16 protein-coding genes and 3 tRNA genes are annotated in these 19443 nt (G+C 69.7%); 9 read left to right on the forward strand and 10 right to left on the reverse strand.

Annotated elements, in window-relative coordinates; translation table 11 throughout:
* Positions 1–130: 130 nt before the first annotated feature.
* Positions 131–2377, reverse strand: coding sequence for a bifunctional metallophosphatase/5'-nucleotidase (locus V1351_RS00930; protein WP_338749839.1), 2247 nt, complete (start codon positions 2375–2377; stop codon positions 131–133).
* A 142-nt stretch (positions 2378–2519) separates the two neighbouring features.
* On the opposite strand from V1351_RS00930, the gene V1351_RS00935 reads away from it, so the two are divergent.
* Complete coding sequence (locus V1351_RS00935; protein ID WP_338749841.1) at positions 2520–2912, forward strand: sterol carrier family protein; 393 nt, start codon at positions 2520–2522, stop codon at positions 2910–2912.
* On the opposite strand, the gene V1351_RS00940 is transcribed toward V1351_RS00935, so the two are convergent.
* On the reverse strand, positions 2878–3927 hold the full coding sequence (locus tag V1351_RS00940) for a Gfo/Idh/MocA family protein (RefSeq protein WP_338749843.1): 1050 nt from the start codon (positions 3925–3927) through the stop codon (positions 2878–2880). The two genes, V1351_RS00935 and V1351_RS00940, sit on opposite strands and share 35 nt — an antisense overlap.
* 22 nt (positions 3928–3949) lie before the next feature.
* Here V1351_RS00940 and V1351_RS00945 point away from each other — a divergent pair, with 22 nt between their 5' ends.
* Genes V1351_RS00945 through V1351_RS00960 form a run of 4 tightly spaced genes read left to right on the forward strand, consistent with a single transcriptional unit; the run spans position 3950 to position 7481 of the window.
* On the forward strand, positions 3950–4180 hold the full coding sequence (locus tag V1351_RS00945; protein WP_338749845.1) for a hypothetical protein: 231 nt from the start codon (positions 3950–3952) through the stop codon (positions 4178–4180).
* A 60-nt stretch (positions 4181–4240) separates the two neighbouring features.
* Positions 4241–5767 (forward strand): amidophosphoribosyltransferase, encoded by a 1527-nt coding sequence (gene purF / locus V1351_RS00950; protein ID WP_338749847.1) that lies wholly within the window; start codon positions 4241–4243, stop codon positions 5765–5767.
* Positions 5764–6879 carry a phosphoribosylformylglycinamidine cyclo-ligase gene (purM, locus tag V1351_RS00955; RefSeq protein ID WP_338749849.1) on the forward strand — a complete coding sequence of 372 codons (1116 nt, stop codon included), beginning with the start codon at positions 5764–5766 and terminating at the stop codon, positions 6877–6879. Before purF ends, purM begins: the two co-directional genes overlap by 4 nt.
* 14 nt (positions 6880–6893) lie before the next feature.
* On the forward strand, positions 6894–7481 hold the full coding sequence (locus tag V1351_RS00960) for a helix-turn-helix transcriptional regulator (protein WP_338749851.1): 588 nt from the start codon (positions 6894–6896) through the stop codon (positions 7479–7481).
* 36 nt (positions 7482–7517) lie between these two features.
* On the opposite strand, the gene V1351_RS00965 is transcribed toward V1351_RS00960, so the two are convergent.
* From V1351_RS00965 to V1351_RS00975, 3 genes are all read right to left on the reverse strand, one after another.
* The gene (locus V1351_RS00965; RefSeq protein ID WP_338749853.1) at positions 7518–7709 is read right to left on the reverse strand and encodes a DUF3073 domain-containing protein; all 192 of its coding nucleotides are present in this window, start codon (positions 7707–7709) and stop codon (positions 7518–7520) included.
* Between the two features lie 163 nt (positions 7710–7872).
* On the reverse strand, positions 7873–9660 hold the full coding sequence (locus V1351_RS00970) for an ATP-binding cassette domain-containing protein (RefSeq protein ID WP_338749855.1): 1788 nt from the start codon (positions 9658–9660) through the stop codon (positions 7873–7875).
* Positions 9653–10561, reverse strand: coding sequence for an ABC transporter permease (locus V1351_RS00975; protein WP_338749857.1), 909 nt, complete (start codon positions 10559–10561; stop codon positions 9653–9655). Before V1351_RS00975 ends, V1351_RS00970 begins: the two co-directional genes overlap by 8 nt.
* Before the next feature lie 127 nt (positions 10562–10688).
* Between V1351_RS00975 and V1351_RS00980 the strand changes: the two genes are divergently transcribed.
* The 3 genes from V1351_RS00980 (at position 10689) to V1351_RS00990 (ending at position 16763) form a co-directional block, all read left to right on the forward strand.
* Entirely contained in the window at positions 10689–13226 is a 2538-nt protein-coding gene (locus V1351_RS00980; RefSeq protein WP_338749859.1) for a glycosyltransferase, read from the forward strand.
* Complete coding sequence (locus V1351_RS00985; RefSeq protein WP_338749861.1) at positions 13223–14044, forward strand: CDP-alcohol phosphatidyltransferase family protein; 822 nt, start codon at positions 13223–13225, stop codon at positions 14042–14044. Before V1351_RS00980 ends, V1351_RS00985 begins: the two co-directional genes overlap by 4 nt.
* 121 nt (positions 14045–14165) lie before the next feature.
* Positions 14166–16763 (forward strand): glycosyltransferase, encoded by a 2598-nt coding sequence (locus tag V1351_RS00990; RefSeq protein ID WP_338749863.1) that lies wholly within the window; start codon positions 14166–14168, stop codon positions 16761–16763.
* Between the two features lie 46 nt (positions 16764–16809).
* Here V1351_RS00990 and V1351_RS00995 read toward each other — a convergent pair whose 3' ends face one another.
* A complete protein-coding gene (locus V1351_RS00995) occupies positions 16810–17439 on the reverse strand; it encodes a sulfotransferase family 2 domain-containing protein (protein ID WP_338749865.1) in 630 nt (209 codons plus the stop codon).
* Positions 17440–17553: 114 nt separating this feature from the next.
* Positions 17554–18423 (reverse strand): glycosyltransferase family 2 protein, encoded by an 870-nt coding sequence (locus tag V1351_RS01000; RefSeq protein WP_338749867.1) that lies wholly within the window; start codon positions 18421–18423, stop codon positions 17554–17556.
* 139 nt (positions 18424–18562) lie between these two features.
* Between V1351_RS01000 and V1351_RS01005 the strand changes: the two genes are divergently transcribed.
* A complete protein-coding gene (locus tag V1351_RS01005; protein WP_338749869.1) occupies positions 18563–19024 on the forward strand; it encodes an adenylyltransferase/cytidyltransferase family protein in 462 nt (153 codons plus the stop codon).
* A gap of 41 nt (positions 19025–19065) precedes the next feature.
* Here the strand turns inward: V1351_RS01005 and V1351_RS01010 are convergent.
* The 3 genes from V1351_RS01010 to V1351_RS01020 form a co-directional block, all read right to left on the reverse strand.
* Positions 19066–19142, reverse strand: a tRNA-Phe gene (locus tag V1351_RS01010).
* A gap of 26 nt (positions 19143–19168) precedes the next feature.
* Positions 19169–19242 (reverse strand) — tRNA-Asp (locus V1351_RS01015).
* A gap of 35 nt (positions 19243–19277) precedes the next feature.
* Positions 19278–19350, reverse strand: a tRNA-Glu gene (locus V1351_RS01020).
* Between the last annotated feature and the right edge of the window lie 93 nt (positions 19351–19443).

Genomic DNA, 19443 nt, shown 5'->3' on the forward strand with positions numbered 1-19443 from the left:
TATCCAGCAGCACCTCGTCGTGCTGCTGGGTCAACCAACTCGAGCCTGCAGCACTTCGTTTCGGGGAGGCGGTGGACGGCGACGGGGGGCGCGCACCTCGTCGGTGCGCGCCCCCGTCGAGGTGGTGCGCTCAGCCCCGGGAGCGGCGGGTCAGCGCGAGCCCGAGGAACAGGCCCACCCCGACGAGGGCCAGGACGGCCGAGACGACCGAGTCCGGACCCCGGACGAAGCCGTCGGTCTGGACCAGGTCCGGACGCTCCGGCTCGGCCTCGTCGGAGTCGCTGTCGGTGACCTCGTCATCGGTACCGCTGTCGGTGTCGCCGTCGGCGTCGTCACCCTCGGTGCCGCCCTCGGTACCGTCGTCCCCGGCGGTGACCACCACCGGGAAGGACGCCGTGGTCCCGCTCGGGGAGGCCACGAGCGTCACCGTCGCGTCACCGGCCACGCCCTCCGGGACCGTGACCGTGACCTCTGTCGTGCCGTTGCGCGTCGGCAGTCCGTCGATGAGCCCGGCGGTGATCGGGAAGGTCCCGAGCGACGTCTCCCCGAGGAGGACCTCCACCTCGGTGTTGGTCGGGGAGCCCACGGAGGTCAGGTCGAAGCCGGACGCGGTGAAGGAGACGTCCTCGCCGGCGACGAGCTCGCTCGGCTGGTCGTCGACGGCGATCGCGCGCTTGGCGAAGTCCGGCTCGACGACGTCGCGGTCCCTGAAGTAGTCGACGAAGGCGTCGGTGTCGATCAGGCCGCTGTCGGTGGAACCGGTGCCCTCGGCGAGGACGGTGAAGTTGTCACCGCCGCTGAGCAGGAAGGAACCCGAGGTGACCGTGTAGGTCGCCGCCGGGTCGATCGGCTCGCCATCGACGGTGACGGAGGTGATCCGCTCACCGGTCGCCGCGTCCGGGTCGTAGGTGTAGGAGACGTTCTCCGAGACGGCGAGCTTGAGGAAGGGGCGCGACGCGCCCTCCGGCTGCCACTGCTGCTCCAGCGCCGTGACGAACTGCTCGCCGGTGAGGTCGACCGTCATCAGCGTGTTGGCGAAGGGGTGCACCGCCGCGGCCTCGGCGAAGGTGACCTCTCCGGGGCCCTCGTCGCGGGTGGGTTCGTGGTGGAGCTCGTCGCGCAGACCGCCGGGGTTCATGATGCCGATGTCGGCACCGGGTCGGCCCTCCTGGTTCATCGCGTCGAGCCAGACGTCGGCGGTGAGGTTGCCCAGGGTCGACTCGCGCTGCCGGTCGTCGCGGTCGTCGTCGACCGGGACGGCCGTGGTGATGTCGTCGGAGACCTCACCGATGACCTCCTTGCCGATCTCGTCGGCGTCGGCGACGGCCGTGTCGACGATCTCCGCGGCCGCATCGAACTCGGCGTCACCCACGCACGTCCCGGACGACTCGAGCGTCGGCAGCAGGCTGGCGGAGTACTGCGTCACCTCGCCGCTGTCGGGGTCGATGCCCAGCCGGACCTGGCCGACCGGGTCGCCGTAGGAGCCGGCCTGCACGATCGGACGGGTGCCGCCGTCCGGGTCGGGGGCGTCCCAGGCGTACTCCTGGTGGGTGTGGCCGGTGAAGATCGCGTCGACGTCACCGGAGGTGGTGTTGACGATGTCGGCGAAAGCACCTCCTGCGGCCAGCTGCTCCTGCAGCGTGCTCGCCCCGGACGTGGCGCCCTCGTGGTACTCGGCGATGATCACGTCGGCCTCGCCGTTGGTGTCGTCCCCGTCCGTCAACTGCGTGGCGACCCGGTTGACCGCCGCCACCGGGTCGCCGAACTCGATGTCGGTGATACCCGCGGGGGAGACCAGGGATGAGGTCTGGCCGGTGACGGCGCCGATGACGGCGACGTCCAGGCCGTTGACGGCCTGGATCGCGTACTCGTCCAGGGCCGGGGTGGTTGTGCCCGAGGCGTAGACGTTCGCGCCGAGGTAGGGGAAGTCCGCCGTCTGCGCGACCCGCCCGGTCAGGTCGGTGAAACCGCGGTCGAACTCGTGGTTGCCGACGGCGGAGGCGTCCATGCCCAGTGCGCCCAGGTACTCGAGCGTCGGGGTGTCCTCCTGCGAGGAGGAGACGAAGGGCGAGGCGCCGATGTTGTCCCCGGCGGAGAGCAGGAGCGTGCTGTCCTCGTCGTCGGTGCTGCCGCCATCCAGCGACTCCTTGGCCGACTCGATGGTGCAGGCGACGTTCTTGCCCAGGGCGCCGGTGCCGTCGCTGTCGATGCGTCCGTGGAAGTCGTTGATGTTGAGCAGGTTGACACTCGTCAGGGACTGGTCGATGCCGCCCGGGCCGACCGGCTCGGCGGCGTGGGCGGCGCCGGACGCGGCGACGAGTGCGACGGCCGCACCGGCGCCGACGGCGAGCGCGGCACCCCGTGAGGTGATGGACATGTGTTCCTCCCGATGGAGCTGACGTGGCGTTCCCGCGCAGCGGGCACGTCGAACCATGCCGCATCCGGGCGTCGGATGGGGGATGAAACGGCGCCGGGGAGCGGGCCGGTCGACGAACGGACGGCAGTGCGAGACTGGGGCCATGGCTGGACGACGGCGCATCCCCGTGGACACGGGCCTGGCAGCGGTGCGGGCGTGGTCGAGCTCGGACGGCGCCTCCGCGGACCGGGCCACCCTCGCCACCGCTGTGCGCTACACGATCGAGGAGCTCGCGGAGCGGGCCCCCGGCCGCAGCGTCGAGGTGCGGGTGCCTCCCTTCGCCGCGACGCAGTGCGTGCCGGGTCCGGTGCACACCCGTGGCACCCCGCCGGCGGTCGTGGAGACCGACCCGCAGACGTGGCTGGCGCTCGCGGTCGGCGACCGCACGTGGTCCGACGCGGTCGACGAAGGGAGCGTGCTGGTCAGCGGTCAGCGCACCGATCTCTCGGCGTACCTGCCGCTCAGCGGCGAAGGGAGCCGAGCAGCCGGTCCATGACCGTCAGGACCGCCACGGTCTCGTCGAGCGGCATGATCGGTGACTCGGACTCGCCGGCGGCCACGCGCAGCGCGACCTCGACCGCTTCGTGGCGCAGCCCGCGGTGCTGCTCGATCGGGTCGCCGGTCATCGTGTCGAGGACGACCCCGTCCGCTCCGACGAGTCGCATCGTCGTCGGCATGTAGAACTTCTCCGCCAGCTCCAGACGCGCCCACGTGCCGTTGACCGACGCGGTCGTCGGGGTGGCTGCGGACATGTCCGTCGAGAGCGAGGCGACGGCCCCGCCCGGGCCCTGCGCGACGAAGGCGAAGCGCCGGTCGACCCCGAGGTCGGTCAGGTCCCCGAGACCCGTGGCCCGCTGCAGACCGCCGAGGGTGAGCGAGGCGAAGGACAACGGGTAGATGCCCAGGTCGAGCATGGCCCCGCCCGCGAGCGACGGGTCGGCCAGGCGCTGCGGCCCGTCCGGCCACAGGCGGATGCCGTGGTCGGCGAGCACGGTGCTCACCTCGCCGAGCAACCCGGTCTCGAGCACCTGCCGCAGGACATCGATGTGCGGCAGGAAACGCGTCCACATCGCCTCCATGCAGAAGACCCCGGCTGACCGGGCGGCGTCGACGATCTGCCTGGCCTCGTCGGCGGTGGGGGCCATCGGCTTTTCGACGAGGACGTGCTTGCCGGCCGCGATGGCCAGCAGGGCGTGCTCGAGGTGCTCGCTGTGCGGGCTCGCGACGTAGACGACGTCGACGTCCGCGTCGGCGACGAGGGAGACGTAGTCGCCGTGCGCGCGGGCGTCGGGTGCGTGCTCGGCCACGAAGGCCCGCGCCCGCTGAGCGTCCCGGGAACCGACGGCGACGACCTCCTGCGTGGTCTCACGCAGGGACAGGGCCATCTGCGAGGCGATCCCGCCCGCCCCGAGCAGGCCCCAGCGCAGGCGCGGCGCGGTGGTCGGGTCCGGGGTCCGCGGTGGCGGGAGCGTCATCCCGGGGACGTCGGCATGCGGGCGCTGGCTGGTCATGCCGCCAACCTACGATGGAGCCGTGAACAGCAAGCCACCGAGCCGCCCGAAGCCAGTCCCCTTCATCGCCACCGGGGCGATCATCGGCTTCATCGTCTTCGGGATCATCTCGCTGGTCGGGCCGAACACCGACGAGGGCTACAACATCACCTACGACGCGGGCGCCGCACTCGGGTACATGAGCGTCGTCGGACTCTTCGTCGGCGGCCTCGTCGGCGCCGTCGTCGCCGCGCTCCTGACCTACCGCAAGTAGACGAAGGGGGCCGGTCGGCCACCCTGCGCCCGCACCCCCGGCTGTGGGAGACTGGACCCCGTGCCACGCGGAGACGGACAGCTGTCCCATGACCTGATCCCCGGGGAGAAGGGGCCCCAGGACGCCTGCGGCGTCTTCGGCGTCTGGGCACCCGGTGAGGACGTCGCGAAACTGACCTACTACGGCCTCTACGCCCTGCAGCACCGCGGGCAGGAGTCGGCGGGCATCGCGACGTCGAACGGCAAGCAGATCCTGGTCTACAAGGACATGGGACTCGTCTCGCAGGTCTTCGACGAGCGGAGCCTGTCCACGCTGCGCGGGCACATCGCGGTCGGTCACTGCCGCTACTCGACGACCGGTGGGTCCACGTGGGAGAACGCCCAGCCGACGCTGGGTGGACACTCGACCAGCACCGTCGCGCTCGCCCACAACGGCAACCTCGTCAACTCCGCCGACCTGCGCCGGCTCGTCGAGGAACGTGGCGACGAGATCCCCGGCGACAACGGCCAGATCCATCGGATCACCGACGGTGAGCTGCGCCGCGGCAACACCTCCGACACCGCGCTGGTCACGGCCCTCCTCGCGCACGACCCGGAGCTGAGCCTCGAGGCCGCCGCCATGGACCTGCTGCCCAGGCTGCGAGGCGCCTTCTGCTTCGTCTTCATGGAGGAGGACACCCTCTACGCCGCCCGTGACCCGCAGGGGTTGCGACCTCTGGTCATCGGCCGTCTGGAGCGCGGCTGGGTGGTCGCCTCGGAGACCGCGGCCCTGGACATCGTCGGCGCCTCCTTCGTCCGCGAGGTCGAGCCGGGCGAGCTGGTCGTCATCGACGAGGACGGGCTGCGCACCCAGCAGTTCGCCGAGCCGGACCGCAAGGGCTGCGTCTTCGAGTACGTCTACCTCGCCCGTCCCGACACGACGATCAACGGCCGCACGGTCCACGAGGCGCGTGTCGAGATGGGGCGCACCCTCGCTCGCGAGCACCCGGTGGAGGCCGACCTGGTCATGCCCACGCCGGAGTCCGGCACACCGGCGGCCATCGGCTACGCGCAGGAGTCGGGGATCCCCTTCGGCCAGGGCCTGGTGAAGAACGCCTACGTGGGGCGTACCTTCATCCAGCCCAGCCAGACGATCCGCCAGCTCGGCATCCGTCTGAAGCTCAACCCGCTCCAGCACGTCATCAAGGGCAAGCGCCTCATCGTCGTCGACGACTCCATCGTCCGCGGCAACACCCAGCGCGCCCTGGTGCGGATGCTGCGTGAGGCCGGTGCCGCCGAGATCCACGTGCGCATCTCCTCGCCCCCGATCAAGTGGCCGTGCTTCTTCGGCATCGACTTCGCCACGCGCGCCGAGCTCATCGCCACCGGCCTCGCGGTCGACGAGATCGCGACCTCGCTCGGCGCGGACTCTCTTGGCTACATCAGCCACGACGGCATGGTCGCGGCCACCGAGCAGCCGGTCGACCAGCTGTGCACGGCCTGCTTCTCCGGCGTCTACCCCATGGAGCTGCCCTCCGAGGACCGCCTGGGCAAGGGGCTGCTCGAGCTCGAATTCAGCCCGACACAAGAGGCGGTGCGACGCCCGTGACCCAGCAGACCCCGATCACCTACGCCGATGCCGGAGTCGACGTCGAGGCCGGCGACAAGGCCGTCGACCTGATGAAGGAGTCGGTCCGCAGGGCAACCCGTCCGGAGGTCCTGGGGAGTCTCGGTGGGTTCGCCGGCATGTTCGACGCGAGCGCCCTGCAGGGCATGCGTCGACCGGTGCTGGCCACCTCCACCGACGGCGTCGGCACCAAGGTCGCGATCGCGCAGGCGATGGACAAGCACGACACCATCGGCCAGGACCTCGTGGGCATGGTCGTGGACGACATCGTCGTCTGCGGGGCCGAGCCGCTCTTCATGACCGACTACATCGCGACCGGCAAGGTCGTCCCGGAGCGGATCGCGGCGATCGTCGCGGGCATCGCGAAGGGGTGCGAGCTCGCCGGTGTCGCACTCGTCGGCGGGGAGACGGCGGAGCACCCCGGCCTGCTGGACCCGCACGAGTACGACGTGGCCGGCGCGGCCACCGGCGTCGTCGAGCACGAGGACGTCCTCGGCCCGGACCGCGTGGTCGAAGGAGACGCCGTGCTTGCCTTCGCCTCCTCGGGTCTGCACTCCAACGGCTACTCCCTCGTTCGGCGGGTCATCGCCTCCGCCGGGTGGGAGCTCGACCGGCACGTCGACGAGTTGGGCCGCACCCTTGGTGAGGAACTCCTCGAGCCGACGCGCATCTACACGCGTGCCCTGCTGGACCTCGTGCGAGCCGGGGACGTCGACGTCCACGCGCTCAGCCACGTCACCGGCGGCGGTCTGGCGGCCAACCTGGCCCGGGTGCTGCCCGCCGGCACGCTCGCCCGTGTCGAGCGCTCCACCTGGACGCCACCGGCGATCTTCTCCCTCGTCGGCGCGCTCGGCTCGGTCCCGCGCTCCGACCTGGAGCGCACCCTGAACATGGGTATCGGATTCGTCGCGGCACTGCCGGCGGGTGATGCCGACACGGCGATCGCCCGGGCGGGCGCCGCCGGTATCGACGCGTGGGTCCTGGGCGAGGTCGGCGACGCTGCGACTGCCCGGACCGAGTCCGGCATCGAGGTCGTGCAGGGCGCCAAGGGTGTGGACGGCGGAGCTGTCCAGGTCCTCGGGGAGTACGCCTGACACCCGCCACCCGCGTGCTCGTCGCCGACGCCGATGAGCGCCGTCGCAATGCCCTGGTCGCCGTTCTGGAGGCAGACCCGGACCTGGAGCCCGTCCCACCGGCGGCGACGCCCGCCGAGATCGCCACGACTGCGCAGGTGGACGTCGTCGTGCTCGTCGGCGGGCTCGGTTCCGACCCCGTCGAGGTGCTGGCCACCGCACGGGCACACGAGGGCCCCGCGTGGGTCGTACTCATCGAGGACGACGTGCGACCGGAGCGCATCATCGCCGCGGGAGCACGCGGCTGCCTCGTCATCTCGAGCACGCCGCTGCAGATCGGCGCCGCCATCCGTGCTGCTGCACGGGGCGAGCACGCCGACCTGGACCAGCCGGTGACCGGGCCCCTCGTCCAGCGCACACCCCGGGTGGCCACGCCGCTGTCGGAGCGGGAGGTCGAGGTCTTGCGGCTGGTGGGCGCGGGACTGGGGAACAAGCACGTCGCTGCGCGCCTCTACCTCAGCCTCTCGAGCGTGAAGTCACATCTGTCGCACACCTACGGTCGTCTCGGCGTCTCCGGGCGTGCGGCCGCGGTCGCCGAAGCGCGTCGTCAGGGGCTGATCTGACGGAGGGCCCGACCGAGCCCCGCCGGAGCGAGAGTGTTACCGATCCGCGTCGGGCCAGGACTCGTCGTCGTCGTCCACGTGGTGCTCGTCATCGGGCGCACGCTCGGTGCGTCCGTGGGACTTGCCCTGAAGTTCCGCCTCCAGCGCTCGCAGGTCGGTGTCCGGCGAGTAGTACTTCAACTCGCGTGCCACCTTGGTCTGCTTCGCCTTTGCTCGGCCGCGCCCCATGGCGTGACCCCCTCATACGCTAGTGCGGGCCGACTCGACTCACACCGCGTCCCCGATGGGGACGCGGAACTGAACAGAGTGGACCCGGATCTGTGTGGTTTCTCGTGGTCCCACGGTACATGGTTCCGGGGCGGAGTGCCCCATCGGTCCACGGCGTCGGCCCTCAGTGCAGCGGCGACGCCTCGACCGTCCGGGACCCCACGGCGACGATCTCGCCGAGGGACTGCCGCAGGCTCGGCGGCAGCGCCTCGATGCCCCCCGAGAGCACGATCTCCGAGGGAGCAAGACGCTCCAGGCGCGTCCGCACGAGGTCGGGTAGTCGACCGGAGGTGATGAGCAGCATCGGGGTGTCGGTGTGCCCGGCCGCCGCGGTGGCGGAGAGCATCTCCGTGGCCGAGGACCCGGAGACGATCACCCGTCCTCCGCGTTCCCTGTCCCCCCACAGTCCGGCGGCGAGGGCCATCGGTCCACCCTCCGAGACGAACTCGATCTCGGCGCCGGTCGCCTGCCGCAGCTGACCGACGACGGTGGTGGGCCACTCCTCCTCGTAGCCGACGAGGAGCAGCCGGCGCGGGCGGACGTGCGCCAGGGCGGCGGCCAACTCATCGGTCACCCCCGTGCCGTCGCACACGACGACCGCCTGTCCTGCTCGCGCCGCCGCCAGGGACGCCACGGGTGGGCGGGCGGAATTGTCCTGGTGGGTCACGTACACCGTGGACGAGTCCCCCGGGGGAAAGGCCTCGAGCAGCTGGGCGGCGGTGCGGGTCGGGTCATCCGCACCCAGCCACTCGACCGTTCCGGTGACCAGCTCCTCGATGCGGTTGTACGGCCGGGCCTTGATCCGGTCCGGGGCGCAGACCACGACGACGCGCTCGGGAGCCAGCCGGCTCAGCTCGTCACGGGTGGCGCCGGGAAGGGCGCCCGGGCGCACCCACAGCAGCGGCCAGCCGATCCGGGCTGCGATGGGGGCGACCATCCGCGCGACGGACATGGGTTCCACGCTGACGACGAAGCAGCCGGGCACACCGGGCGCCCAGGTGTCGCGAGAGATCGCGCGTGCGGTCTGGAAGCCGTTGTTGCCCGTCCAGCGGACGGTCCCGGGAACCTGCGGCTCGGGCTTGTCACGTTGGATGTTCTTCTTGTGCGCCTTGTTCTTGGGCTCCGACGCCTCGTAGGTGGACAGGACCTCCTCGGTGGGCCCATCCATGATCAGCCGGCCCTGGTCCATCCACAGCACCCGGTCGCAGATCGCCCGGATGTTGGAGTTCGAGTGGGAGACGAGGAAGACGGTGCCGGCCGCCTCTCGGATCTCGGCGATGCGCTTGGCGCTCTTCTGGCGGAAGGACGCGTCTCCAGTGGCCAAGGCCTCGTCGATCATCAGGACGTCGGGAGCTGCGGCGGTCGAGATCGCGAATCTCAGTCGGGCGCCCATGCCGGAGGAATAGGTGCTCATCGGCAGGTGGACGGCATCGCCGATCCCGGAGAACTCGACGATGTCGTCGAACTTCTCGTCGATCTCGGCCGTGCTCAACCCGAGGGCCTGCCCGCCGACGTAGATGTTGCGCGCGCCACTGAGCTTGTTGATCAGCACGGCGTTGACGCCGAGCAGGGAGGGCTCACCGGCGACCCACACCTGCCCTTTCGACGGGGGGATGAGACCGGCCACCGTGCGCAGCAGGGTGGACTTGCCCGAACCGTTGTGGCCGATGATTCCGATCGACTCGCCGTGCCTGGCGACGAAGCTGACGTCCTTGACCGCGGGGACCTCACGGATTCGGGTGCTCGTGTCCGGACGGAGCAGCTGACGAAGGGAGCGACGCGCCCCCTGGTCGCTGGGAGCGCCCCGTCGCTCGCCGCCGAGAACCTGGTAGGTCACGCTCACGTGGCTGACGACGACCGTCGGTGCCGCGTCGTGGGGCGCCTTCGTGCCCATGTCCTCCGGGTCAGCCACGGCCGTACCTCGTCTCTGCCTGCCAGAAGAGGACCAGCCCCACCGCCGCGGCACCGAATCCCCAGGCGGCCATGATGAGCCAGTCGGAGAGGACCACTGGCTCGCCGTTCAGCAGCGACTGGCGACCGGTGGTCAGCATCAGCGCGAAGGGCTGCATCGTCAGCACCTCCTGCACGACCGGTGGTGCGCTGGCCACGTAGTGGGCCACGGGGAAGAACACCCCGGAGACGTAGCGCAGCAGGCGCACGATGATCGGGATGAGGTTGGCGATGTCCTGGGAGGCGTTGACCAGACGGGCCGCGATGAAGGCGAAGCCGAGCAGCGCCAGGCCCTGCATCGCCACGGCGACCGGGAAGAGCAACCACTCCCAGTCGGGTCGCTCGCCGGTGGCGAACATCAACACGAAGAGCAGCGCGAAGCCCGGGATCGAGGCCAAGAGCTCCGTCAGCGTCACCGACATCGGCAGGATGGCTCGGGGGAAGTGCAGCGTGCGCACCAGGCCGAGCTTGCCGGTGATCGCCTTCGCCCCCTTCGTGACGACCGAGGAGGTGAAGGCGAACATGATGACGCCGATGCCCAGGAAGCCGACGAAGTTGTCGATCCCCCCGCGTGTCCCCAGGAGCAGGCCGAAGATGAGGTAGTAGCTCACGATGAGCAGGGCGGGGTTGAGCACCGACCACAGCTGGCCGAGGTGGTTGGCTTCGTTCTTCGCGTACGACTCGGCGGAGGAGAGCGTCCAGAGGAAGGAGCGCCGCTGCCACACATCTCTCAGATACCGGTGCAGAGGAGGCCGCTCGCTGAGCGCGCGCAGGCCATGGCGGCTCGCCAGCTCCCGGGCCTCGTCGACGGTCGGCGCAGAAGAGACGGGACCCCCTCCGGCTGCCTGGGCGACGTCAGCCACACTCGTTCCTTCTTGGTCGTCGTGCCCTCGTGGGCGCGGGGCGGTCGGGCCTCGCCGGGTACATGCCGGTGATCATACCGACTGGTTCATAGACTGCCCCGGAGGCAGATCCGCAGGAGAGGTGCGCATGGCGAGGATGAGGCGGTCGTTGTCGGTGCTGCGTCGGGCCCGACGCATCCCACGCGCGCAGTGGGTCGCCCACTGGCGCACCCGGCCGGTCGAGCACGACACCGTCTTCTACGAGTCGACCTTCGGCGCCGGTCTGGTCGACAGCCCCTATGCGATCTTCCGCCATCTGGTCGGCGCACCGGACCTCGATCACCTGCGTCACGTCTGGGTCGTGGCCGACGACCTGCGCCGTCGTCGGGCCCGGGAGCACCTGCGCGCCCTCGGGCTGGACGGGCGGCGGGTGCACCTTGTGGGGTACCGCACGCCGGCCTACTTCCGGCACCTCGCGACGGCGGGCTACCTGGTCAACAACTCGACCTTCCCCGGGGAGTTCGGCAAGCGTTCGGGACAGGTCTACGTCAACACCTGGCACGGCACGCCGCTGAAGTCGATGGGCTACGACACCCCGGGTGGGGCACTGGGAGCGGGCAACGTGATCCGCAACTTCCTCGCGGCCGACCACCTGCTCTCCTCCGGGCCCTACATGACGGACACGATGTACCGAGGCGCATACCGCCTCGAGGGGATCGCGCCGGGGTCGGTGCTCGAGGTGGGGACGCCCCGCACGGACGTCCAGGTGGACGCCACCGACGAGCGTCGTCGCGGGGTGCGCGATCAGCTGCGGACCCGTGGCGTGGCACTGGACGGGCGGCGGGTCGTCCTCGTGGCGCCGACGTGGCGCGGCGAGGCGTTCGCGGACCCGCGGCTGGACACCGACTCCGTGGTGGGACTGGTCGCGAGCCTGCGCGAGGTGCTCGGTGACGACTGGCAGGTCCTGGTCAAGGCGCACCCGGTGGTGCACGCGCAGGCGCGGGACCTCCCTTCGCTGCGGGCGGTGCTGGTGCCTCCCGACGTCCCGGCCAACGAGGTGCTCGCGATCACGGACCACCTGGTCACGGACTACTCCAGCATCCTGTTCGACGCGCTCGCCGACCCCGGCCTCCCGATCACCTTCCACGTGCCGGACCGCGCGGCATATGAGCAGCTCCGGCCGCTGTACCTGCCGGTCGAGGAGCTGCCGGGCAACCTGTGCGCGACGCCGGAGGCGACCGCCGCGGACGTGGCCGAGGGCGGAGGCCGGGCTGACCGGCGCCGAGCGTGGGCTGAGCGGTACGCCCCCTTCGACGACGGGCACGCGGCCGAGCGGGTCGTGGACGTCGTCTGGCGTGGTCGGCCACCGGCGGTCGGTCGACGTGTCCGACTGGCAGAGCGCACGCACCAGGGCCGTCGGGTTCCCCGCCTGCTCATCCACGGTGGTTCGTTGCAACGCAACGGTGTCACCTCTTCACTCATCGCCCTGCTGGGCCGGCTCGACCTCGACCGGCTCGACGTGTCCGTTGCGTGGGGGCCGGCGCGCCGGGCTGCCCCGGAGGCCTTTGCGGAGGCGATCGACGACCGGATCCGCCTCCTGCCCAAGGTGGGCGGGCTCAACGGAGCGAAGCGAGTGGTGTGGTCCCGTCACCTGCTGCAGCGGCTCGGAGCCGACCACCGGGTCGTGCCGATGACCGCCCTCGTGCGGTTGCTGCGGGAGGAGTGGGTGCGCTGCTTCGGCGAGGTGGAGTTCGACCACGTGATCGACTTCGGCGGGTACTCGCCCTACTGGGCCCTGCTGATGTCGCGGGGGGTCGCCCCCGGCAACGTGCGCACGCACTCGATCTGGCTGCACAACGACCTCGCTGCCGAGGTGGCCAGCACCGCCGAGCACGGGAGGACCAGGGCCCACCACCTGGCGCAGGTCTTCGGTCTCTACGACCGCTACGACCGGCTGGTCTCGGTGTCCGACTCGCTCTCCCGGGTGAACGAGCGCTCCCTGGCCCGGTACGCCGGCGACGCGAGCTTCCGCAGCGCACGCAACGTCGTCGACGACGCCCGGGTGCGGTCCCTGGCCCGCGCCGACCTGGAGGGCCTCGGTCTTGCGGACGAGGTGGTCGCCGCCCTGCGTGACGAGGACGCGGTGTGCTTCGTCACCGCCGGGCGGCTGACCCACGAGAAGAACCAGGCACGACTCATCCGCGCAGCAGCGGCCGTGCGTGCTGACGGGCACGACGTCACAGTCGTCATCATGGGTTCCGGGCCGCTGGAGGGGGAGCTGCGAGCGCTCACGGTCGAGCTGGGGGTGCAACGGTCGGTGTTCCTCGCGGGACAGGTGGCCAACCCCTTTCCGGTGGTGGCCGCGGCCGACTACTTCGCGCTGACCAGCGAGCACGAGGGATTGCCCATGGTCATCCTCGAGGCCCTCGCGCTCGAGACGCCGGTGCTGACCACGGCCTTCTCCTCCGTCGAGGGCGTGGTGCCCCAGGGGTGTGGCGTGGTGGTTCCTCGAGATGACGACGCGGTCCGACATGCCATGATGGAGCTCGTTTCCGCCCGCCCCGCCTTCACCGCACTGGACGTCGACGCGTACAACGCCACCGCTCTGGACGAGTTCGCGGCGGCGGTCGGTCTCGAGGAAGACACGCGGGCACCAGCCGGACCACGACCTACAGGACACACGTGATCGAGCAGAACCCCCGCGCCGGGCGCCCTTCGCTGGAGGAGCTGCGCGCCGTGGCGCAGCCGCCGTCGGTGGTGGGCCGACGCAACTCCGAGCACTGGGCCGGCACCCTCTACCTGCGACGGATGTCCCTCCACTTCACCCGGCTGATCCTCCCGACCGGCATCTCGGCCAACGGCGTCACCTGGCTGATGATCATCGTCGGTGTCATCGGTGCAGCCGTCCTGATGATCCCCTCGTGGTGGGCGGTCCTCGCGTGTGCCCTGCTCATGCAGGTCCAGATCCTCATCGACTGCTCGGACGGCGAGGTCGCCCGGTGGCGCGGGACGTCCTCGCCGATGGGCGTCTACCTGGACCGGGTGGGCCACTACGTCACGGAGGCAGCGCTGCCGATCGCGCTGGGCGTCCACGTCGACGGGGGGCTGGGGTCGATCGGCGGATGGACCACGATCGGGGCCCTCACCGGGTGCGTGGTCCTGCTCAAGAAGTCCTTCGGCGACCTCGTGCACGTTGCCCGTCACTACGCCGATCTGCCGAAGGGGGACGAGGACGCCCGGACTGCTGCCTCCCGATCGGCCGGGCTGCGGTCCGCGCGCAGCCTGCTGCGGTTCTTCCCCTTCTTCCGAGCCTTCGTGGCGATCGAGTTCTCTCTCATCACCCTCGCGGTCGCGACGCTCGGTCTCGTCCTCGCCGAGCTGGGTCTCGTCGGTGACGGTGTCATGCTGCAGTGGTGGCTGGCCCTGTCGCTGCCCCTGGCCCTGATGACGGCTGGGGGGTTCCTCATGATGATCGTCACCTCGCACCGACTGACGGCGGACTAGACGATCCACTCGGTGCACCGCGAACTGCTGTCTCGAATCACTGTAGGGCGCCGGGCATAATTGTCCGGCGATCAAGCACGTACGCATCGACGAGCCCGTCGGTGTTCTCGTAGGAGGTTGGATGTCGCGCGTAACCGCCGTAGTCAAGAGCCTGTCGAAGGCTCGCACCAAGGGCTCGCAGGAGTGGCGCGCCTTCTGGCAGGAGCAACCGGTCGACGCGAACCGAGTCTTCTACGAGTCGTTTGCCGGCAACGGCATGTTGTGCAACCCCGAGGCGATGTTCCGTGCACTCATCGACAACCCCGAGTTCGCTCACCTGACGCACGTGTGGTCGTTGTCCGAGCAGATGTGGTCCTCGGCGGTGCGTACCGAGTTCGCGCGGCACCCGAGGGTCACGTTCGTCCGGTACAAGTCACCCCAGTACTGGCAGGCCCTCTCGACGGCCGGGTACATCTTCAACAACGCGACCTTCCCGCCCGAGTTCACCAAGCGTGACGGTCAGGTCTACGTCAACACCTGGCACGGCACTCCGCTGAAGACGATGGGGTACGACGAGCCCGAGGGGGGGCCCGGTGCGCGGAACGTCATCCGCAACTTCCTGGCCGCCGACTACCTGCTGGCCGCCAATCCCTTCATGGCGGAGCGAATGTACGAGGACGCCTACCGGTTGACCAACATCCACCCCGGGAGGATCATCACCGAGGGGTCCCCCCGGGTGGACCGGCAGTTCCTCTCCGACTCCGACCGGGACGAGGTGCGCAGCAGGCTCATCGCCACGGGGGTCTCGCTCGGACATCATCAGAAGGTCGTCCTGTATGCGCCGACCTGGCGGGGGGAGACCTTCCAGAATCCATCGAATGATGTGGTGCTGCTGGCGGAGCGGGTCCGAGACCTCAAGCGTCGACTGCCGGCGGACCAGCAGGTGCTGCTGCGCGTCCACCAGCAGGTGTACGCCTTCGCCGTCGAGGACCCTGATCTCGCGGACATCCTCGTGCCGAACGAGATCCCGAGCAACGAGGTCCTCGGACTGACGGACGTGCTGGTGACGGACTACTCGAGCATCTTCTTCGACTTCCTCGCCACTGGTCGGCCGATCATCTTCCTTGCGCCGGACATGCGCGCCTACGACGGCTACCGCGGTCGCTACCTCGACCGGGCGGACCTCCCGGGTCCGGTGGTCGAGAAGGTCGGCGAGCTCGCCCGGATCCTCGTGGCGGCAGGGTCCGGCGAGGGCGACGACCCGGCGATCACGCACCGGAGCGCCTACGACCGGGCCCGTGAGCGTTTCGCCGCTCGTGAGGACGGAGGAGCATCCGAGCGGATCATCGACATCGTCCTTCGGGAGAACACCGAGGGTCACGACGTTCGTCCACTGCGCACGGACGGCCGCACGCGGCTGCTGATCTACCTCGGCGGAATGCGCCCGAACGGCATCACCAGCTCGGCGCTGAATCTGCTGAACAACATCGACCACGACCGCTTCGACGTCTCCGTGCTGTACCAGTACTCCTCGTCGCGGGAGGTCCTCGCCACGCAGGCCAAGATCCACCCACGGGTCCGGGTCCTGCCGCGCATCGGTGCCATGCTGTGGTCCCTGCGCTCGGAGAAGGAGCGCACGAAGGCGCTCCAGGGTGGGGAGGGCGTCCAGGGGGAGCCGCTGGAGAGGGCGCAGCGCATGTTCGCGCTCGAGTGGCGGCGATGCTTCGGTCTGGCGGAGTTCGACCACATCGTCGACTTCAGCGGGTACGCCGCCTTCTGGGCGCTCCTGCTGCGCCAGGGACGGGCCACGAGTCACTCGATCTGGCTCCACAACGACCTCAAGGCCGACCAGATGCGTGAGGTGGACGGCTACCGTCCACACGAGGCGAACCTGGGATCGGTGTTCAACACCTACGCCGGCTTCGACCACTTGGTGTCGGTCTCCGAGCCACTGATGGAGATCAACAGGGAGAACTTGGCGGGCGCGGCTCCCGCGTCCCGGCACACCTTCGCCCGCAACACGATCGACGCCGACTACATCACGCGGATGGCCTTCGGTGACCGTGATGACGATCGGGCAGGGTCCACGTCGGAGATGGTGCCTGCTGGTGATCTGTCGCTCGCGGTGCGGACGCTGTCGACGGTGCACGGCATGGATCGTCTCGAAGGAGCCGTGCAGCGGTACCACACGGTCAGCGACGTGATTCCGCCGATGGACGGCGTGCGCACCTTCGTCACCGTGGGGCGGTTGTCCCCGGAGAAGAACCACGAGCGGCTCATCAGGGCCTTCGACCTCGTGCACCAGGAGGATCCCCGGACCCGGCTGGTCATCATCGGTGGGGGGCCCCTCGAGGGCTATCTCGTTGAGCTGACTCGGGACCTCGGGCTGAGCGACGCCGTCACCATCGCCGGGCAGCAGAGCAACCCTCACGTGATCCTGTCCAAGGCGGACGTCTTCGTCCTGTCGAGCGACTACGAGGGGCAGCCCATGGTCATCCTCGAGGCGCGGGTCCTCGGTCTTCCGGTCGTGGCCACGAAGTTCGCCTCGGTCGGGGGCGCGCTGCCCCCCGGCGTCGGGCATGTCGTCGAGCGGGACGAGGTGGCCCTGGCCGCGGGTATGCAGGCTGCTCTGCGGGGTGAGGTCGCCAATCCCTCGTTCGATGCCGTCGCCTACAACGCGGAGGCGACCCAGGACTTCTACCGGGTGCTTGCGCCTGCCACGGACCGTCAGGGCGCCTGAGCGGGCCGCGTGACTCCTCGCGACCGTCGAGGAGTCACGCGGCAGGTCACGCCGTGTAGCCGAACGTGCGGTAGTCCTCGCGGTAGAAGTCACCGACGAGATCGCGCATGGTCGTGGTGACCTCGACGTCCTTGCTGGCGTACTTGGTGGTTGAGCTGCCCTCCCGGACGCGCGGGAGCTGATCCGGCAGTCCGAGGCCCCACTTCGAGTTCAGCGTGGTGGCCATCTCGTCCAGACCGTCCTCGAAACGGAAGATCTCTGCGCGGTCGACCAGGTAGTCGACCTGCGGGCGGATGTGGTTGTCGAAGATGAAGGGGTCGTCGGCGTACTGGGAGAGCGTCTTGGCGGTCCACTTCTCGACGGATCGACCGCCGATCGAGAACTCGGCGTTGCGGTGCCGCCACAGGTACTCGGACTTCATCCGCGCCATCGGGTCGCGCACGACGGTGAACACCCCGTCGAACTGGTCCATGCGCAGGATCGACTCCAGCATCTCTCGATGCATGTGCTGGGGCGTGCACCGGCGGATGCTGTTCCACGATGTCGGGCCGGTGCGGCCGTCCCGGTAGAGCGTGTCGTACCCGGCATCGGCGAAGGCCCGCTCGATGCTGGAACCGCCCGTCTTGGGGATGTGGATGAACAGGAACTTGCGCTCACCGTGACGGAATACAGGCATGGTGACCCTTCGGTAGTGGTGCGGCGGTGCCGTCTCGGAACAACGGTCGACTCGGCTGGTCTCGGACTATACCGATCCGGTGCGGCCATGCTGCACCGACTTCTGGGCGTGGTCTCAGACGACGGGCGGGTGTCCGAGGCGGGTGAGCGTCCAGAGCGTCCTCCACCGCAGCGGACGTCGTCCCCCCGGGCTCGTGCGGACACCCTCGCGCAGTCCGCGGAACCAGATCCGCAGGTTCGCGGGCTGACGCCAGGTGCGGGCGATGGTGATGGCAGTCCAGGTCCCGATGTACACCGCCGCCAGTGGCCACGGCAGGTTGCGGCGGGCGACCCAGACCCGGTTGCGGGCGTTGAGCCGCCAGAAGAGGGCGTGTCGGGTGGCCTCCGTGGCGGGGTGGTGGATGAGCACCGACGGGTCGTACGTGAGCTCCCAGTCGCGGTCGCGCAGCCGCCACGCCAGCTCGATGCCCTCGTGGCCGAAGAAGAAGTCCCCGGGGAAACCACCGACCTCCTCGTACGCCGTGCGCCGGAGGGCCACGACCCCTTCGCAGACGGAGAAGGCCGGGCCGCCGACGGCAGGGTCGCCGACGTGGGCTCGTGGTACCCAGCGCCGCAGGGTGACCCCGTCGGTGTCGGCGACGCGAGCGTGCACCAGGCCGAGCCGGTGGTCGGCACGGAAGCGCGCCACCGCGCGTGCCAGCGCGGTGGCGTCGGGCAGCCACGCATCGTTGTCGAGGAAGAGGACGAACTCGGACGTGCCGTGTGCCACCCCGATGTTGCGCCCTTCGGCGGGGCCGACGTTCTCCTCGAGGTGGACCGTGGCGACGTCGTCGGGGAAGCCCGTAGGGTCCCAGCCGTTGCCGACGAGGATCAGGGTGGCGTCCACGCCGGTCTGCACCCGGGCCGACTCCAGTGCACGGAGCGTCTCGTCCTGACGATCGCCCTGACTGAGGATGACGACGTCGACGGACGGCTGCGTGTCCATGGTGCTCTGCTCCTCCGACGAAGGGGGTCGACACCCGACCCTACTGTGAACTCACCCCGCGGCCGCGTCCCGCGCCGGATCGCGAAGAACCATAGACTGGGCGACTGCCAGCACCAGCGCCGGAGTGAGGTACCCACCCATGCCCAAGACCGTCATCACGTACGGCACGTTCGACCTCTTCCACATCGGACACCTGAACATCATCAAGCGGTTGAGTGCCCTTGGGGACCGACTCGTCGTCGCCGTCTCGACCGATGAGTTCAACGCCATCAAGGGCAAGCGACCCATCGTGCCCTTCGAGCAGCGCCTGGAGATCGTGCAGAGCATCAAGTACGTGGACCTGGCCATCCCGGAGGACCGGTGGAGCCAGAAGCGTGAGGACATCGCCACCTACGACGTCGACATCATGGGCATGGGCGCCGATTGGGAGGGGAAGTTCGACGACCTCTCCGACCAGGTCGAGCTGGTCTACCTGCCCCGCACCGACGGCATCTCCACCACGGAGATGAAGCGCGTGCTCAGCGCATTCGACTCCCGGCACGTGGAGGAGCTCAAGCGCACCATCGACACCATCGGACAGATCGTCAAGGAGCTCAGCTGAGAGACACGAAAACCACAGGCCGGTACCTGACCTGTGGTGTGTGGTGGCCAGGGGCGGGGTCGAACCGCCGACCTTCCGATTTTCAGTCGGACGCTCGTACCAACTGAGCTACCTGGCCGAGCCGGTCCGTGGTGGACCAGCGAGCGACCGCGACGGGACTCGAACCCGCGACCTCCGCCGTGACAGGGCGGCGCGCTAACCAACTGCGCTACGCGGCCTTGTGGTGTGCAGGACACCGCAAGACGTGCTTGCGTATCCCCAACGGGATTCGAACCCGTGCTACCGCCGTGAAAGGGCGGGGTCCTGGGCCGCTAGACGATGGGGACCCGTACGCGACGAACCCCTCGCTACGCGGCAGGCAGCACCGGAATCCGTCGAGGACTCGGAAAGCATACGAGAGAGATGGTCGATCGCCCAAA

The organism is Janibacter sp. A1S7 (assembly GCF_037198315.1).
GTDB lineage: Bacteria > Actinomycetota > Actinomycetes > Actinomycetales > Dermatophilaceae > Janibacter > Janibacter alittae.

Coding starts and splice junctions, on each gene's coding strand:
- V1351_RS00930 (WP_338749839.1), bottom strand. CDS start 2,377: ATGTCCATCACCTCACGGGGTGCCGCGCTCGCCGTCGGCGCCGGTGCG.
- V1351_RS00935 (WP_338749841.1), top strand. CDS start 2,520: ATGGCTGGACGACGGCGCATCCCCGTGGACACGGGCCTGGCAGCGGTG.
- V1351_RS00940 (WP_338749843.1), bottom strand. CDS start 3,927: ATGACCAGCCAGCGCCCGCATGCCGACGTCCCCGGGATGACGCTCCCG.
- V1351_RS00965 (WP_338749853.1), bottom strand. CDS start 7,709: ATGGGGCGCGGCCGAGCAAAGGCGAAGCAGACCAAGGTGGCACGCGAG.
- V1351_RS00980 (WP_338749859.1), top strand. CDS start 10,689: ATGGCGAGGATGAGGCGGTCGTTGTCGGTGCTGCGTCGGGCCCGACGC.
- V1351_RS00990 (WP_338749863.1), top strand. CDS start 14,166: ATGTCGCGCGTAACCGCCGTAGTCAAGAGCCTGTCGAAGGCTCGCACC.
- V1351_RS00995 (WP_338749865.1), bottom strand. CDS start 17,439: ATGCCTGTATTCCGTCACGGTGAGCGCAAGTTCCTGTTCATCCACATC.
- V1351_RS01000 (WP_338749867.1), bottom strand. CDS start 18,423: ATGGACACGCAGCCGTCCGTCGACGTCGTCATCCTCAGTCAGGGCGAT.
- V1351_RS01005 (WP_338749869.1), top strand. CDS start 18,563: ATGCCCAAGACCGTCATCACGTACGGCACGTTCGACCTCTTCCACATC.